This window comes from Bradyrhizobium australafricanum (genome assembly GCF_020329495.1).
In the GTDB taxonomy this organism is placed as follows: domain Bacteria; phylum Pseudomonadota; class Alphaproteobacteria; order Rhizobiales; family Xanthobacteraceae; genus Bradyrhizobium; species Bradyrhizobium australafricanum.
The window spans coordinates 1-14185 of sequence record NZ_JAGKJL010000112.1 but is presented as its reverse complement, the minus strand read 5'-3'; the positions used below and the strand labels follow the sequence as shown (position 1 = coordinate 14185).

The 14185-nt window shown below is 61.0% G+C and carries 17 protein-coding genes; 5 read left to right on the top strand and 12 right to left on the bottom strand.

Annotated features, from left to right (window positions below):
• Positions 1-188 (top strand): ATP-binding protein (locus J6525_RS44230; protein WP_225648267.1); only part of this gene is annotated, 188 nt, incomplete at its 5' end.
• Positions 189-237: 49 nt separating this feature from the next.
• Here J6525_RS44230 and J6525_RS44225 read toward each other — a convergent pair.
• The 5 genes from J6525_RS44225 to J6525_RS44210 form a co-directional block, all read right to left on the bottom strand.
• Positions 238-519, bottom strand: coding sequence for a hypothetical protein (locus tag J6525_RS44225; RefSeq protein ID WP_225649347.1), 282 nt, complete (start codon positions 517-519; stop codon positions 238-240).
• Complete coding sequence (locus J6525_RS44220; RefSeq protein ID WP_225649346.1) at positions 516-1361, bottom strand: reverse transcriptase domain-containing protein; 846 nt, start codon at positions 1359-1361, stop codon at positions 516-518. The genes J6525_RS44225 and J6525_RS44220 overlap by 4 nt, the downstream gene beginning before the upstream one ends.
• Positions 1362-2286: 925 nt before the next feature.
• Positions 2287-2490, bottom strand: coding sequence for a hypothetical protein (locus J6525_RS47995; RefSeq protein ID WP_512699765.1), 204 nt, complete (start codon positions 2488-2490; stop codon positions 2287-2289).
• Between the two features lie 43 nt (positions 2491-2533).
• Entirely contained in the window at positions 2534-3913 is a 1380-nt protein-coding gene (locus J6525_RS44215) for an adenylate/guanylate cyclase domain-containing protein (protein WP_446471742.1), read from the bottom strand.
• 91 nt (positions 3914-4004) lie between these two features.
• Positions 4005-4340: a hypothetical protein gene (locus tag J6525_RS44210; RefSeq protein WP_225649345.1), complete on the bottom strand. Its 336-nt coding sequence runs from the start codon at positions 4338-4340 to the stop codon at positions 4005-4007.
• 65 nt (positions 4341-4405) lie between these two features.
• On the opposite strand from J6525_RS44210, the gene J6525_RS44205 reads away from it, so the two are divergent.
• From J6525_RS44205 to J6525_RS44195, 3 genes are all read left to right on the top strand, one after another.
• A complete protein-coding gene (locus tag J6525_RS44205; protein WP_225649344.1) occupies positions 4406-4786 on the top strand; it encodes a hypothetical protein in 381 nt (126 codons plus the stop codon).
• 197 nt (positions 4787-4983) lie between these two features.
• Positions 4984-5574, top strand: coding sequence for a QcrA and Rieske domain-containing protein (locus J6525_RS44200; protein ID WP_225649343.1), 591 nt, complete (start codon positions 4984-4986; stop codon positions 5572-5574).
• 82 nt (positions 5575-5656) lie between these two features.
• Positions 5657-7384 (top strand): methanol/ethanol family PQQ-dependent dehydrogenase, encoded by a 1728-nt coding sequence (locus J6525_RS44195; RefSeq protein WP_225649342.1) that lies wholly within the window; start codon positions 5657-5659, stop codon positions 7382-7384.
• 59 nt (positions 7385-7443) lie between these two features.
• Here J6525_RS44195 and J6525_RS44190 read toward each other — a convergent pair whose 3' ends face one another.
• Genes J6525_RS44190 through J6525_RS44180 form a run of 3 tightly spaced genes read right to left on the bottom strand, consistent with a single transcriptional unit; the run spans position 7444 to position 10533 of the window.
• Positions 7444-7704, bottom strand: a complete 261-nt coding sequence (locus J6525_RS44190) for a hypothetical protein (protein WP_225649341.1) — start codon at positions 7702-7704, stop codon at positions 7444-7446.
• A gap of 55 nt (positions 7705-7759) precedes the next feature.
• Positions 7760-10078, bottom strand: coding sequence for a xanthine dehydrogenase family protein molybdopterin-binding subunit (locus tag J6525_RS44185; RefSeq protein ID WP_225649340.1), 2319 nt, complete (start codon positions 10076-10078; stop codon positions 7760-7762).
• Positions 10079-10080: 2 nt separating this feature from the next.
• Positions 10081-10533: a (2Fe-2S)-binding protein gene (locus J6525_RS44180; protein ID WP_225649348.1), complete on the bottom strand. Its 453-nt coding sequence runs from the start codon at positions 10531-10533 to the stop codon at positions 10081-10083.
• Positions 10534-10969: 436 nt separating this feature from the next.
• On the opposite strand from J6525_RS44180, the gene J6525_RS44175 reads away from it, so the two are divergent.
• Positions 10970-11743, top strand: coding sequence for a c-type cytochrome (locus J6525_RS44175; protein ID WP_225649339.1), 774 nt, complete (start codon positions 10970-10972; stop codon positions 11741-11743).
• A 798-nt stretch (positions 11744-12541) separates the two neighbouring features.
• On the opposite strand, the gene J6525_RS44170 is transcribed toward J6525_RS44175, so the two are convergent.
• The 4 genes from J6525_RS44170 to J6525_RS44155 form a co-directional block, all read right to left on the bottom strand.
• Complete coding sequence (locus tag J6525_RS44170; protein ID WP_225649338.1) at positions 12542-12883, bottom strand: hypothetical protein; 342 nt, start codon at positions 12881-12883, stop codon at positions 12542-12544.
• Positions 12884-12908: 25 nt separating this feature from the next.
• A complete protein-coding gene (locus J6525_RS44165) occupies positions 12909-13148 on the bottom strand; it encodes an ABC transporter permease family protein (protein WP_225649337.1) in 240 nt (79 codons plus the stop codon).
• Entirely contained in the window at positions 13123-13266 is a 144-nt protein-coding gene (locus J6525_RS44160) for a hypothetical protein (protein ID WP_225649336.1), read from the bottom strand. Before J6525_RS44160 ends, J6525_RS44165 begins: the two co-directional genes overlap by 26 nt.
• A 342-nt stretch (positions 13267-13608) precedes the next feature.
• Positions 13609-14185: transposase (locus J6525_RS44155; protein WP_225649335.1), on the bottom strand; the 577-nt coding region annotated here is incomplete at its 5' end.

Genomic DNA, 14185 nt, shown 5'->3' with positions numbered 1-14185 from the left:
TGATTACCGCTCAGCTGCCCGTTGCCCAATGGCACGACATGATCGGCGAGCCAACCATCGCAGATGCTATCCTCGACCGGATCATCCACAACTCCCACCGTATCGCCCTCGAAGGCGACAGCATGCGAAGGAAAAAAGCCGCGCGCCCCTTGACCGACGTCGAAAACAGCGAAACGAATATCAACTGACTTCAACAACCAGGCAACCAAAAGCCAGCGCCGCCACGCTGTCCGCGATTTAGCGAAACTGCTGTCCGTCAGTTAGCGAAACCGCTGTCCCGTTTTTGCGAAATACGCAGATCATCCGCTTCCTTTGGGTCTTCTGGCAGTGGAGGAAGCGCCCAGCTCTGGTCTTGCCGCAGTAATGCGTGAAGCCCAGGAAGTCGAACACCTCCGGCCGCGCCCTGCCCTTGCGCCGACGGTTTTCTTCAGCAAACCGTCCGAACTCGATCAGCCGTGTCTTGTCCTCATGAAGATGAAGACCGAACTTGGCCAGTCGCTCCGCCAAGGCCGCCATCATCGTCTCTGCATCCTGCCGTCGCTGGAATAGGAGAAGTAGTCGTCGGCATATCGGACCAGCCGTACCTGACCGGTCGCATGCCTCCGCTTCCACTGCTCCACCCAGAGATCGAGCACATAATGCAGGAAGATGTTGGCGAGCAGCGGGCTGATGCCCGCGCCCTGGGGCGTTCCTTCCACCGTATCGGCGTACACGCCATCCTCCAGGATGCCGGCACGGAGCCATTGGCCAATCAGCCGCAGGACTCTCGGATCGGCAATCCTGTGCGCCAGCATCCGCAGCAGCCAGTCGTGGTCAACGCTGTCGAAGTATCGGCGGATGTCGGCATCGAGTACCCAGTTCACTGGCTCCGTCGTGATGGCTTCGCGCACCACCCGCAGTGCCTGATGAGCACTGCGCCTGGGTCGGAAGCCAAAGGAGCAATCGAGGAAGTCGGCTTCATAGATGGCGCTCAAGATCTCCGCCACCGCACCCTGGACGACTTTATCTTCCAGCGCGAGGATGCCGAGAGGCCGCTGACCGCCGTCAGCCTTTGGGATGTACGTCCGGCGAACCGGCAACGGCCGATAGCGGCCGCCATGGACCCTGTCGGCTAGATCGCGAAGATTACCTTCGAGGTCTTGCCCGTAGGATTCCACTGTCACCCCGTCTACCCCGGGCGCCGCCTGCCGCCGCAGCCGTCGATACGCCCTTTCGAGCGCAGCGACGTCAACGTGGTGCAGCAGCGCCGTGAACCTAGTCTGGCGCGACCGTTTGGCCGCCTCATTCACCCTGGCGAGATTGGCTGACAGGATGACCCGGCTCTGTGTCCGGTCCCGTGCCTGCTCACCGGAGTTTCCCATCAGTCGGGGCCTTCCCTCCGGTCGACTCGGCGCCTTCGCCGCCATCGACAGTACTACGCCCCGATCCGCCACCCTGCCGTGCCTGAGGAACAGCCTCTGCTTTTCGCTCGGCCAATTCCCCCTCCGGTGACGAGCCGGAGCACATGAGGTTTCTCAGGTTCCCATGATTTCTGTGCGCGCGTGATGTGGTCTCCGACCCCGGCGGCCCAGAACCTGCTCGCCTTTAGCGCAGATCCCGGTATTGCCTTCGACTTTTGAAGCAGCCTCGGCGACCGCGACGATCCGATTACGTGGCCCAATACACACCCTGCACGCTTGCTGTCTACGCTTGGTCCTGCCGTTACCGGTTCGGACCCAAGACTCGCTACGAGGCGTCTGGCTAAGACTTACCTCGGCAGAACTTTCATCCGCTAGACATCATGAGCTTCTCCTGACGCACTTCAATTCCTGGACCTGCAACCATCTCAAATTGCTATTTGAGGCCGTCGCTTAGCGCTGCCCTCCGAAGGCGAAGGCCACACGTTCGAATCGTGTCGGGTGCGCCATTGTTGCGCGTCGCGCCGTCGCATCCCGTCGCGGCTCTTTGCTAGGCTCTCTCCAACCTCTCACTCCGGCAGACCCGCCTTACGCAAACCCTCGGCAATGCGCTGAAACTCGGCAAGGAAGACGGTGTTCTGACCACCCCTTGCCATCCTGCAACCACTCGGTGACGGTGTAGTTCGGCCTGAGCCGACGAAGCTCGGCGACGGCGGCGTGAGCTTCACGCTCATGTCCCGTTAGTGCGCGGGCGGCGGCGAGATCTGCGTAGGCAATCCAAAGAGGCTGCACCGCGATGGAGCGGCCGCACCAATCAATCGCCGCCTCATACTGCCCGAGATGGGAGTGTGCATGGCCGATGTAGAAGTACCACGTGCTTAGCAGCGGATCACGGGGGGCTGAGCTGGATGGCCATTTGGAGCGGCGCGAATGCCTCCGCGGAGCGGCCGACGCGGATCTTGGCGGCGCCGAGCGCGCCATGGGCCGGGGCAAGGCTGGGGTTGATCGCCATTGCCGCTTCGTACTCGCCGACCGCGGCCTCAACATTCCTACCCCTGGCCCGCTGGATCTCTCCCTTTACAAAATGTGCCATCGCATCACTGGGAAACTTTGACAGGACCTGGACTACGGCGTTCTCAGCACGCCGTAGCTGATCTGCCGGCGCATCTCTCCAACGATAGTTGACCCCCATTGCCAGAGTCTCCGCCAGGCCCACCAACGCCTTTGGGAAGCCTGGATCGATTTGGAGCGCACGTTCGAAAAGGGCACGCGACTGCGACAACTGCTCGCGAATAGGGTTGGTTGAGCACAGCCCATCCGCGCATCGTGAGATCGACCGCGTCAGGGTTGTTTGGCCGCATAGCCTCCGCGTCGCGGCTTTCCTGGTTTGTCAGTTCAAGATCAAGGCGCCGCGCCAGTCGACCGGTGATGATATCCTGAAGCTGCATCGATTTGGACCAGTCACCGTCCACGCGCTCCGACCGGATCTCCGCGCCGGTCCGGGCATCAATCAGCCGGGCATTGATCCGGACCAGTGAGTCCGTTCTGCGCAGGCTGCCATCGGGGATGTAGCGTACGCCGAGTTCGCGGCCAACGCGCTTCGGGTCAACATTCTTGTAGGCGCGGGCTGTGCTGTGCGCGATCACGAAACGATCCTCGATCCGTGAAAGATCGGCACTCAGGTCGTCAGTAATACCTTCAGCAAAGTATTCCTGCTCGGATGCATTGCTTAGATTCGTGAATGGCAGCACGACGATCGACAAGCGATGGTTTAGAGGCTGCGGCTCGCCTTGACGGACATACCAATAAGCTACGCCGCCGGTCATGGAGAGCAGCGAGGCAATCACTAGAGCCATCCGAGCGCGCCGCCCACCAAGCGTCGGCCACACGCGGAACGGAAAGCCACCAAACATGTTCGGAAACGAAACAATCGGAGGCGTGTCAGGGCGCAACAGCGGGGACTGGCTCGTTGCTGCATCGCATGGCCGCATTCGATAGACCCGGACCGGACGGGCGATGTTTTTGAGGTTCCGCTCGCCCAGATCGCCGAACTCAACCCCGACCTTGCCTTGGACTTGATCGTAGGCAGAAGACGAGATGCAGATGCCGCCAGATTCTGCGACGCCCTCAAGCCGCGCCGCAACATTTACGCCATCCCCAAAAATGTCATGCGGTTCAACAATTACGTCGCCGATATTGATGCCCACACGGAAAGCAATGCGCCTGTCTTGCACGTCACCGATTGTAAGTTCATGAATACGAGTCTGGAACTGCATCGCGGTTCGAACCGCCTCGACCGCGCGCGGAAACTCTGCCAAGAACCCGTCCCCGTTGTTCTTCACGATGTGGCCACCGTGTTCAGTGATTGCTGGCTGGACAGCTTCCGTTAGCAGCACGGTTAGCTTGGCGTGGGTAGCCTCTTTGTCATTATGCATGAGCCGCGAATAGCCAGCCACGTCGGCAGCCAAAATCGCCGATAACCTGCGCTCGACCCGGACCGGTCGCTCTTGCACCATGGCCCGCAATCCAACCCAGCGCATTTGTACGACGGATCACACGGCAATACCAAACGCGGGATGTCTACCTAGTAGTCGATATCGGTCATTGTCATCCAGTCGAAATGTCAGCCGCATTGACCGATGTTCGCTCCGGATTATCCGAACATCCTCGAAGACGCGAGGCTATGTCGTCGAATGGCCCATCGCGCCGTTCGCAGGATTGATTGAAATTGCCGCAATCGAAGGGTGACCGGACCACCCGTGAAATCGGGAAGACATTCGCCCATGAGACGTAGCGCAAGATCGCAGTCCGTCGTTGATTGTCTGGCCGGATCACGTCGGCGGCCGCTGCATCATAGCGCCACGGCGAAGCAATAGTTCCCATCTTCATCGGCCGCGGCGCGCCATTTCTGAAATGCCTTGTTTGCAGGCGTTTCTGGCCCATCGGACCCGATCCATCCCAGTCGCCGAAAACCTCGCTGTCACAACTGTGTCACAGCGAGAGGACCCATGGCTACGATCCGGCAAAGAGGCGCAAAATGGCAGGTGCAGGTCAGGCGATCGGGCGCCCCGCCGCTGTCCAAATCCTTCCTCAAGAGGAAGGATGCGGAAGCCTGGGCAAGGGATATGGAGGTCCGGGCGGATCGGTCTGACCTTCCTGCCGACACCAGTATCCTCAAGACGCTGAGGCTGTCCGATCTGATCGACCGCTACTGCAAGGAGGTCACTCCGCAGAAGCGCGGCGCACGCGTTGAGGACGCCGTGCTCGCTCGAATACTGCTCGACCCATTTGCAGAGTTCCACTCTCACAGTTGGGACCATCCGACTTTGCCCGCGACCGCGATCGTCGATTGGTCAGCATCGCGCCCACCACCCTTAAACGATAACTGAATCCCATTTAGCACATGCTTGAGGTTGCACCTCGACCGGGGCGACGGGCAGCGGTGAAAAGCCGCGCCGAGCATTCTGGAGGCGTAACACGATTGAGCGTAGTCTCGTGTGCCTGACGGAGTCCGTACCTCTTGCCGTTTTGCGCCGAGGTTACTCGCGACTGAGATCCGGGCTCGCGGCGGAGCTGGAGAAGACAAATGCCGTGTCCGAAGCGGTCGCGACGCTCGCTTCTTTTGACCACGCTCGCCACCGGAGCGTTGCTGTCGGTTGGGAGATTCGCTGCGGCGCAGGAAGATCAGCCCGGCAGCAGCGACCGGCCGAAGAAAGGCGATCTTCTTGTTATCTCCGAGGGCGAACGCGCCGGCGCTATCGTCACGCCCGATGATGTGAAGCTCGGCGAACCGCCGCTACACGCCTGGCCAAAGGACCCCAAGACCTCGGTCGTCCGCAATGGCTCGCGGCTGAACGAGATTCTGGTCATAAGGCTTGATCCCGACGAAATGGATGAGGAGACCCGCTCACGCTCAGCGGAGGGCATTGCAGCCTATTCGGCCATCTGTACTCACGCCGGATGTTCTGTCACCGGCTGGCTGAAGTCCGAGACGGGCGACAAAGACGTTCTCAAGTGCTTTTGTCACAATTCCGAATTCAATCCCCGGAAAGGCGCGCAAGTCGTATTCGGGCCCGCGTCCCGGCGTCTGCCGGCACTGCCGCTGGCAACAGCCGACGGCTCGCTCACCATAGCTGCAACATTTGTTGGAAAGGTAGGTGCTCAACAACCAGGGTGATGGAGCGCGGTCGCATAGGACTCGCCCCAGATGATCGCATCACCAAGGGTATGCAGAGAAAAGAGCTAGGGAGATGACGTCCATGACCAGAAAGCACTGGCTTCTATCGGGTTGTGTTGCGTGCACAACTCTTATCTCAACCGCTGCTGTCGCCGGTCCGATCGAAAATTACAGCCCGGTGACGCAAGCCCGCCTGGAAAATCCCGAGCCCGGCAACTGGATGCTATATCGGCGGACCTATGACGGACAGGGCTACAGTCCGCTCGAGCAGATCAATACCTCCAACGTCAAGAATCTCACCCCCGTGTGGACCTTCTCCACCGGCGTGATCGAGGGCCATGAGGCACCACCGATCGTCAACAACGGTGCGATGTTCGTCACCACACCGATGGGCCAGGTGATCGCAGTCAATGCCAAGACCGGCGAAGAATATTGGCGCTACAAGCGGCAGCTACCGGAAGATTTGTTCCAGCTGCATCCGACCAACCGCGGCGTCGGCCTGTGGCAGGACAAGCTCTATCTCGCCACGACCGATGATCACGTGGTTGCGCTCGACGCGAAGACGGGCAAGGTGGTCTGGGACACCAAAGTCCAGGACTACAAGAAGGGGCAGTATCTCACGCTGATGCCCTTGGTCATCGAAGGCAAGGTCATCGTCGGCGGCTCTGGCGGCGAGTTCGGCGTCCGTGGCTACGTGGTGGCTTATGACGCCGACAGCGGCAAGGAATTGTGGCGCACCTTCACGATCCCAGCACCAGGTGAATCCGGCAGTGAGACCTGGACGGGCGACGACTGGAAGTCCGGCGGCGGATCGGCCTGGATGACCGGCAACTACGACAAGGACACCAAGACCATCTATTGGGGTGTTGGTAATGCTGCGCCGTGGCCCGGGGATGCTCACCCTGGTGACAACCTCTACACAAGCTCCGTGCTCGGTCTCGATCCCGAGACTGGCAAGATCAAGGCACATTTCCAGTACCATCCGAACGACTCCTGGGATTGGGACGAGGTGGAGGCGCCGATACTGGTCGACCTGCAAAGGGATGGCCGGACCATCAAGAGCCTGATCCATCCGGGACGTAACGCAATCTTCTGGGTCCTGGAGCGCAAGCCGGATAAGATCAGCTACGTAACCGGCTGGCCCTATGTTCATACCGATGTCTGGAAAGGCATTGAGCCCGAGACCGGCAAGCCGATTGTCGACCCCGCGCACAAGCCGGTGGTCGGCAAGCGGGTCGAGTTCTGCCCGTCACTGTGGGGCGGCAAGGACTGGCCGTCGGCGGCCTACAGTCAGAAGACCAAATACGTCTACGTTCCGGCCAACGAAAACACCTGCGGCGGCTTCTCCGGTGAGAAGGTGGCGCTGGTTCCAGGGCAGCTTTGGCTCGGCACCAAGCCGGAGGACATCGGCCTGACGATCCGTCCCGGCGCCAAGCATATCGGCGAACTGCAGGCTTGGGATCCCGCAACCGGTAAGAAAGTCTGGTCGCACACCTTCCCGAAGTCGCAATTGTTCGGTTCGGTGCTTGCGACTGCGGGCGATCTCGTCTTTGCCGGCGGGACCAATGATCGCAACTTCCGCGCATTTGACGCCAAGAGCGGCGAGCTGTTGTGGGAGCAGAAGACCAACTCCGGCATCATGGGCATGCCGATGTCCTATGAGGTCGACGGCACGCAATATATCGCCATCCAGTCCGGCTGGGGCGTCGACGCGCAACGCATCCAGGATGCGCTGACCACCCAGAACATCGGGGTGGAAAACAATGTGCCGCAGGGCGGCGTAGTCTGGGTATTCGCCGTCAAGAAATAGCCGCGCGTGAAGCCTCGAGGTGAGTAAGCGGCGAACCGAAAGGTCCGCCGCTTCTGTTTCTATTTGCCCTTGGTCTCGACCTTCCCTTTCTCGTCCTCGTTCATCTTCTTCACTGTCGGATCGCGGCTCGATTCGCCTGTGGTCTGGGTCGTGGTAGCGGGCGGAGCGTTGCTGGGCACCGAGCTTTGCTCCGCGGGATTTTTGGCCGGCCGCGTGGCGGTGGCAGGCGGCGGGTTTGCCTGCGCGCTGGCAGCCTGTGCGTTCAAAAGAAGGGCGCCCGCCAATATCGATACTGCGAGCGCCGTTGAGTTGGGTTTCATTGATCCGTCTCCTGTTCAGATCGATGCAACGGTCGTTACGAGCTTGCGTTCCGCCTCACGTCTCCAGCTGTTTGCCGATCGGCAGCGCCCGGATACGCTTGCCGGTCGCTGCAAATATCGCGTTGATCAGCGCTGGGGCAAAGGGCGGCACGCCGGGCTCGCCAACGCCGCTGGGCGGCGTGTCTGGACCGGAAGGCACGATGTAGACATTCGTTACGCCGGGCGATTCGTCGATCCGGATCACCGGGAAATCGTCGAAATTGCTTTGTTGCACCTTACCGTCCTTGAAGGTGATCGCGCCATGTTTGGCGAGGCTGAGGCCCATGATCGCAGTGCCCTCGATCTGCGACTGGATCCGCTCCGGATTAACGTAGGTTCCACAATCAATGACGGTATCGACCCGGGGCACTGTGAGCTTGCCCTTCTCGTCAACGGCGACTTCGACAATGGTCGCGATATAGCTGACGAAGCTGCGGTGAGCGGCAATGCCAAGCCCGTGTCCCTTGGGTACGGCCCGTCCCCAGCCACCTTTGTCGGCAACCAGCTCGACCACCTTGCGCAGCCGTCCGGTGTCGATCGGATAGCTGTCATAGGGCTCGCCATAGTTCCACAAGTCCTTGACCGAGGTGAGGTTGAGGATCCGCGGTGCGCCGATCAGCTCGAGCAGCATGTCCTTCGGGTCGCGGTTGGTCGCGTGGGCGATCTCGGCGACCATGGACTGCACCGCAAAGGCGCGGGGGATGTTCGAGACCGAGCGGAACCAGCCGACACGGGTATGTGCGGCCGCTTCCGGGTTCTCGCACTGCACATTGGCGATCTCGAAGGGCATGTCGACCAGCCCCATGCCGAGTTCGAACGGTGCCTGGTGCACCGTGCCCGCCGCGAAGGTCGAGGCAATGGACGGTGCGACGCTCCGATGCTGCCAAGCAATCACCTTGCCGCTCTTGTCGAGGCCTGCCTCGATGCGCTCGACCGAGACGGTGTGCAGGAAGCCGTTACGGATGTCGTCTTCCCGCGTCCACTGCACCTTGACCGGCGCGCCGAGCTCCTTTGAAAGCAGAGCCGCCTCCAGCGCGAAATCGCATTTGGATTTGCGGCCAAAGCCGCCCCCGAGCAGGGTGACGTTGACAGTCACGTTTTCCTGGGGGATGTCCAGCGTCTTGGCGACGTCCTCGCGCGTTCCGCCGGCGCTTTGCACAGGAGCCCAGATTTCGGCCTTGTCGCCCTTGACGTCGGCGACCGCCACTGGCGGCTCCATGGCGACGTGGGCAAGATGCGGCAGGTAGTACTCACCGACGATCACCTTGTCGGCGCCTTTCAGCGCGGCCTCGACGTCGCCCTCCTTGCGCACGACGAGGCCGGGCTTGCGTGCGGCTTCCTCGAGTTGGCCGCGGTAGGCGATCGAGTCATATTTGGCGTTGGGGCCGTCGTCCCAGGTGATCTTCAGTGCATCGCGTCCCTTGATCGCCGCCCCCGTGTTGCGCGCGATCACGGCGACGCCTCCGAGCGGCTGGAATTTGGAGGGCCATGGCCAGCCCTTTACTTCCAAAACCTTCTCGACCCCGGAAACCTTCATCGCTTCCGAGCCGTCGAACGACACCACCTTGCCGCCGGTGACCGGCGGGCGCGCGATGATGGCATATTTCATGCCGGGCAGCCGCACGTCGGCCCCGTAGCGGGCCGCCCCCGTCGTGATGTCGCGGAGGTCGACCATGCTGATCTCGCCCTTGCCGAGATAGCGGAAGTCCTTGGGGTCCTTGAGCTTGAGGCCCTCGACGCTCGGCACCGACTGCTTTGCCGCGTCGGCGGCCAATTCACCAAAGCCGAGCTTGCGACCGCTCGCGCTGTGGACGACTTCGTGATTGGCGGCCTTCACCTCGCTCGCCGGCACGCCCCAGCGTTTCGCCGCGGCCTGCTCGAGCATGGTGCGGGCCGACGCGCCGATCTGCCGCATCGGCATTAGATAGTGCCGCGTGCTGCGCGAGCCGTCGGTATCCTGGTTGCCGAACTTGACCTCGTCGCCATGCGCCTGCTGGACGCGGACGCGCTTCCAGTCGGCCTCCAGCTCTTCGGCGACGATCAGGGGCAGGCTGGTGCGCACGCCGGTTCCCATCTCGGCGCGATGCGCGACGATGGTGACAATGCCGTCCGGTGCGATCGCGACGAACACGCGCGGGTCCACCACGGTACCGTGTGGCATCTTGTCCGCGCCGGTCTGGGACGCAGCAAAGCCAGGGCGCGACATCACGGGAGCGGCCAAAGCGAAGCCGCCGGCCAACCCGAGGCCCTTCAGGATGCTGCGGCGTGAAACGTTGTCGACTTTGACGTATCGCTCAAAGCCACGGAGCTTCTTGGGATTGGTGATGATGTTCATGGTCAGACCCCCGTCGATGCGAGATGGACGGCGTTTTCGATGCGCTGGTAGCAGCCGCACCGGCAGATATTCCCGGACAGGGATTCGCGGATCTGGTCGTGCGACGGTTTTGGATTATCCATCAATAGCGCCGCTGCCTGCATGATCTGGCCGGTCTGGCAAAAGCCGCATTGCGGCACGTTGAGCTGCCGCCAGGCCTTTTGCACCGGGTGATCGCCAGTTGGATGAAGGCCTTCGATGGTGGTGACCTCGCGGCCACGGACGTCGGATACGGAGGTGATGCAGGCGCGCACCGCCTGCTTGTCGACGATGACGGTGCATGAACCGCAGAGGGCCTGGCCGCAGCCGAACTTGGTGCCCGTCAGGCCCACCTCATCGCGGATAAACCACAGTAGCGGAAGATCAGCATCGCCATCCCAGTTCAGTTCCTGGCCGTTAATCTTCACCTTGATCATGATCGTCTCTCCCTCTTCATACAGAGCCGTCATGAGCGTCTCTTCGAGGTGAGCGAGAACATCTATCCTGGGACCCCCCCTCGTACGGTCTCAGGCAAACTGACCTCGCTGAGAAACTGCGGACGGCTCCGTAGGATCTGATTGATTGTCTGTGTCGGGCCCATCCTCCTGTTTTACTTTCGCTTTGTTCAAGGTATGGACGTCTAGAAACCTACCACAAAGCGGGGCGAATGGTTCTGTATTTAGCGAGGGCTGCCTCCTCGAACGGCGCGCTTTTGGTCAAGAGCCCTTACGCAGTGGCGCACACGAGACGAGATTTTTCGAAGAGTTGGGCTTCGCTGCTGGAGGAGCTGGGAATAGATGCAGCTCTTTCGATAGTCGCATTGTGCGTCTACCATCGCCGCGTTCGAGGGACGCTTCGGATATGCCTACAACGATGATCGGGCTCGCTGTCACGTTAGCTTTCTCGCTGGTTGCCTTCACAATGCCAACATCGGTTTGGGCAACCGATCCGACGTTGACGGTGTCAGCCGATGGCGGCGTCCATATCTTCGATCGGGACGCGCTGCTTGCCCGCACGGATGTCGTCGAAATCACCACGTCGCGTGATGTCGCATACCGTACTCCTCGGATGTATCGAGCCGTCGCGCTCGCGAACTTGCTTGGAGGAGTTGCCATTCCGCCCGATGCCGTGGTGGAAGCGGTAGCGCAAGACGGCTTCGCGACGCAACTCCCTCGCGATCTGGTCTACGCCAACGACGGCATCGTCGCGTATATGGCAATCGAAGCCGCCGACAGGCCGTGGCCACCAATTCCAGGTAAGGATAAGAGCGCAGGCGCCTTCTATGTCGTATGGCTCGGCGATCGAGCGTCATCCGTCCCAACCATGATGTGGCCCTACCAAATTGTCAGTTTGTCGGTGCAAGACGCGCCAGCCAAGCGGTGGCCCTCGCTCGCGGTTGATCCCATGCTCCCTGCCCTCCATCCAGCACGAGACGGGCAAACCCTCTTCGTGAACAAATGTTTCACATGCCACACGATGAACCAGGCAGGATCGGCGTCGGCTGGCCCCGATCTGAATTTGCCGATGAACCCGATAGAGTACTTCACCGATGCCGGTTTGCGCGCGCTGATCCGAGATCCACGCTCGGTTCGGGTTTTGGCCCGAGCAACGGATGCCCAGCTTTGCCGAAGAGGACCTGAGCGATGAGGAACTCGGGCTGATCTTGGCGTATTTGAATCACATGGCGGACAGGAAAAGCCGAGCAATTGAAGGCGGAAGCAGCAAACGCTAAGTAAATCGTGAGACTCGAGTACGGTTAGCGGATCGCCGCCGACAGGCGTCATCGGCTCTTGCTACCGCCACGGGGCGGCTGAGCCCTGACCGCTTCAGCCGTTTGCTCTGAAGCTATACAGAAAAATCGAATCCGTGGCGGCCGGCGGTGCCGCGTTCGATCTTGCCGTTGCATGTTACTTGTCGAATATCTCGCGCTGGCACTTATCGGACCTCCCGCGCCAAGCTGACGATCTCCGTTGATAGGGGCAAAGCGGCGCCTCGTGCTTGGGCGCGTCGAGGTCCGGCAACTGATCCCGATTCGGACATTGGGGTCACCGGTTTTGGCAGAATTCTTTGTGCCGCGTTCGGCGTTTTTTGGATGGGCGTCGGATCGTGTAGTCTTGTTTAGAGCTGCTCTTCCGACGGGACGTGCCGACGTCTCAGTTCGAGGCGAATCTGCAGCGGGAAATGCCGTCGGCGGGCATCGCACTCTCAAACCGACAGTCCTTTTATGCCGGTCTCTCACCGAGCACTCGCCGTGCCGCACAGGCACGCGAAATGCTTTTGCTTTGACAGCAACGAAGGAGCGGGGCGCGACCACCTCAGCAAACGCAGCGCGATCGGACCATTGTGGCCGTGTGGGCTGCGGGCGTCGGCATTGTGAGCAACGAAGGGAAGAGCTGAACTCAATGGGCTTCGTGGGGCTATCCGCCTTGGCACTCACCGCGGTGCCTACCTCACCGAAGAGGATTTACGATCTTGACGTCGGCAAAGTTCTTCTCGCACGGCCATCGCGCCCATCCTGCGGATCGTGTTTTCAGATTGAAGGCAGCGGTTCGCGCTCGCGGGTCGGCGAGCTAGCCAGGGTCTCGTAGCCTGCTGCTCCCGCCGTTCGTCCCGGCGCGCGCGGTACTCGCGTTCCAGCGCCTCGATATGACCCAGGACATTCTCCAACGCTTCGCGCGCCGTGCCGTCCTGGGCGTCTCCCAGACATTGCGCGAATTCCGAGCGCAAGGTGAAAAAACGTTCAAGGCAGCCGTTCACATCATGCAGTTCGCGTTCCTGATCCGACATGCTCGCGCCTGACATCGCCAACGCCCTATTTCACCGCCCCCACCGTAAAGCCAGCCACGAAGCGGTCGACGAAGAGATTGTAGATGATCGCGATGGGAACGCTTGCGATCAGGCAGGCGCCCATCATCGAGCCCCAGAAATAGACGTCGCCGCGCACCAGGAAGGTCGGCACGCCGACGCTGACGGTGTAGCTCGATGCGGAGGTGATGAGGGTGACGCCGTAGACGAATTCTGCGTCACTAGCGTGAAAGCGGCACCACGACACCGGGCCACGGCGTCGTATCCTTGTAGCCCGTGGTTTGAGCGTCGGCGGGCTTCATCATGCCCGCCGAAGCCGCTGCCAACCCGATTGCCAGTGCTGACCTTCGATCAATTTTGTTCATCGTTTTGCTCCGAGGTTACGCAACGAGCCGCCGCGAGGCGGCGCGTGCACTTCGTGGTGAATGGTGATGCGAAACCGAAAAAGGGTCGGTCTCTTGAGAGAGTATGCGTGCCGATGGCACTCGTGCTGCTCGTTCGCCCCGAACGGCGATTTCGGCACGTCCCGCTTCGGGGGCAACTAACGTTCTACGCCACTGGACGCCCCTGAGAAGCAACTGGTTCCGCCCGAAGACCCGATTGGAGGCGACTGCCTCCCAAGATGTCCGGGATTGGCCGATTCCGTTGAAAAAGGCCGGCGGTATTCCGCTGTAATAGCTGGGCCGGCGAAGAGATCGAGGGGGTCCCTATGCGGGTCTTGCTATAGGCATCGCGATCAGCTTGGCCATCTTCCGGAGGTTTTGCGCGGTGGCTGCGAGAGTGAACTCATCGCGAGCGCCGTTTGGGCCTCGTAATCGTAAACGGTCGAGCTTGAGAATGCGCTTGAGGCGCGCAAACAGCATCTCGATCTTCTTCCGCAAGCGGCGTGAAGTACGGCCCTCCCATGATCGTGCTATCTCCCGCGCCATATCGCGAGCGCCCTCGTAGATCGAGCGAGACACTTTGCGGACGGAGTCCTTGGGGCAGCAGCGAGCCTTCAAGGCGCAGCTGGTGCAATCGTACTTGCTCGCCCGGTAGAGCATCGTTGCGCCATCGTTCACCAGTGTTCCGGTTGTGGTCAGCATCTTGCCACCGGGGCAGGTATAGAGGTCGCTGGTGTGGTCATAGGTGAAGTCCTCGCGCGAAAAGGTCCCGTCCGCGCGGGCCGACTTGTCGAACACCGTCACATGCGGCTCGATCCCGTGCTCGTAAACCAACCAGCCGAGCATCTCGGCCGAGCCATAGCCGCTGTCGCCGAGCAGCCGGGTGGGGTAAAGGTCGAAC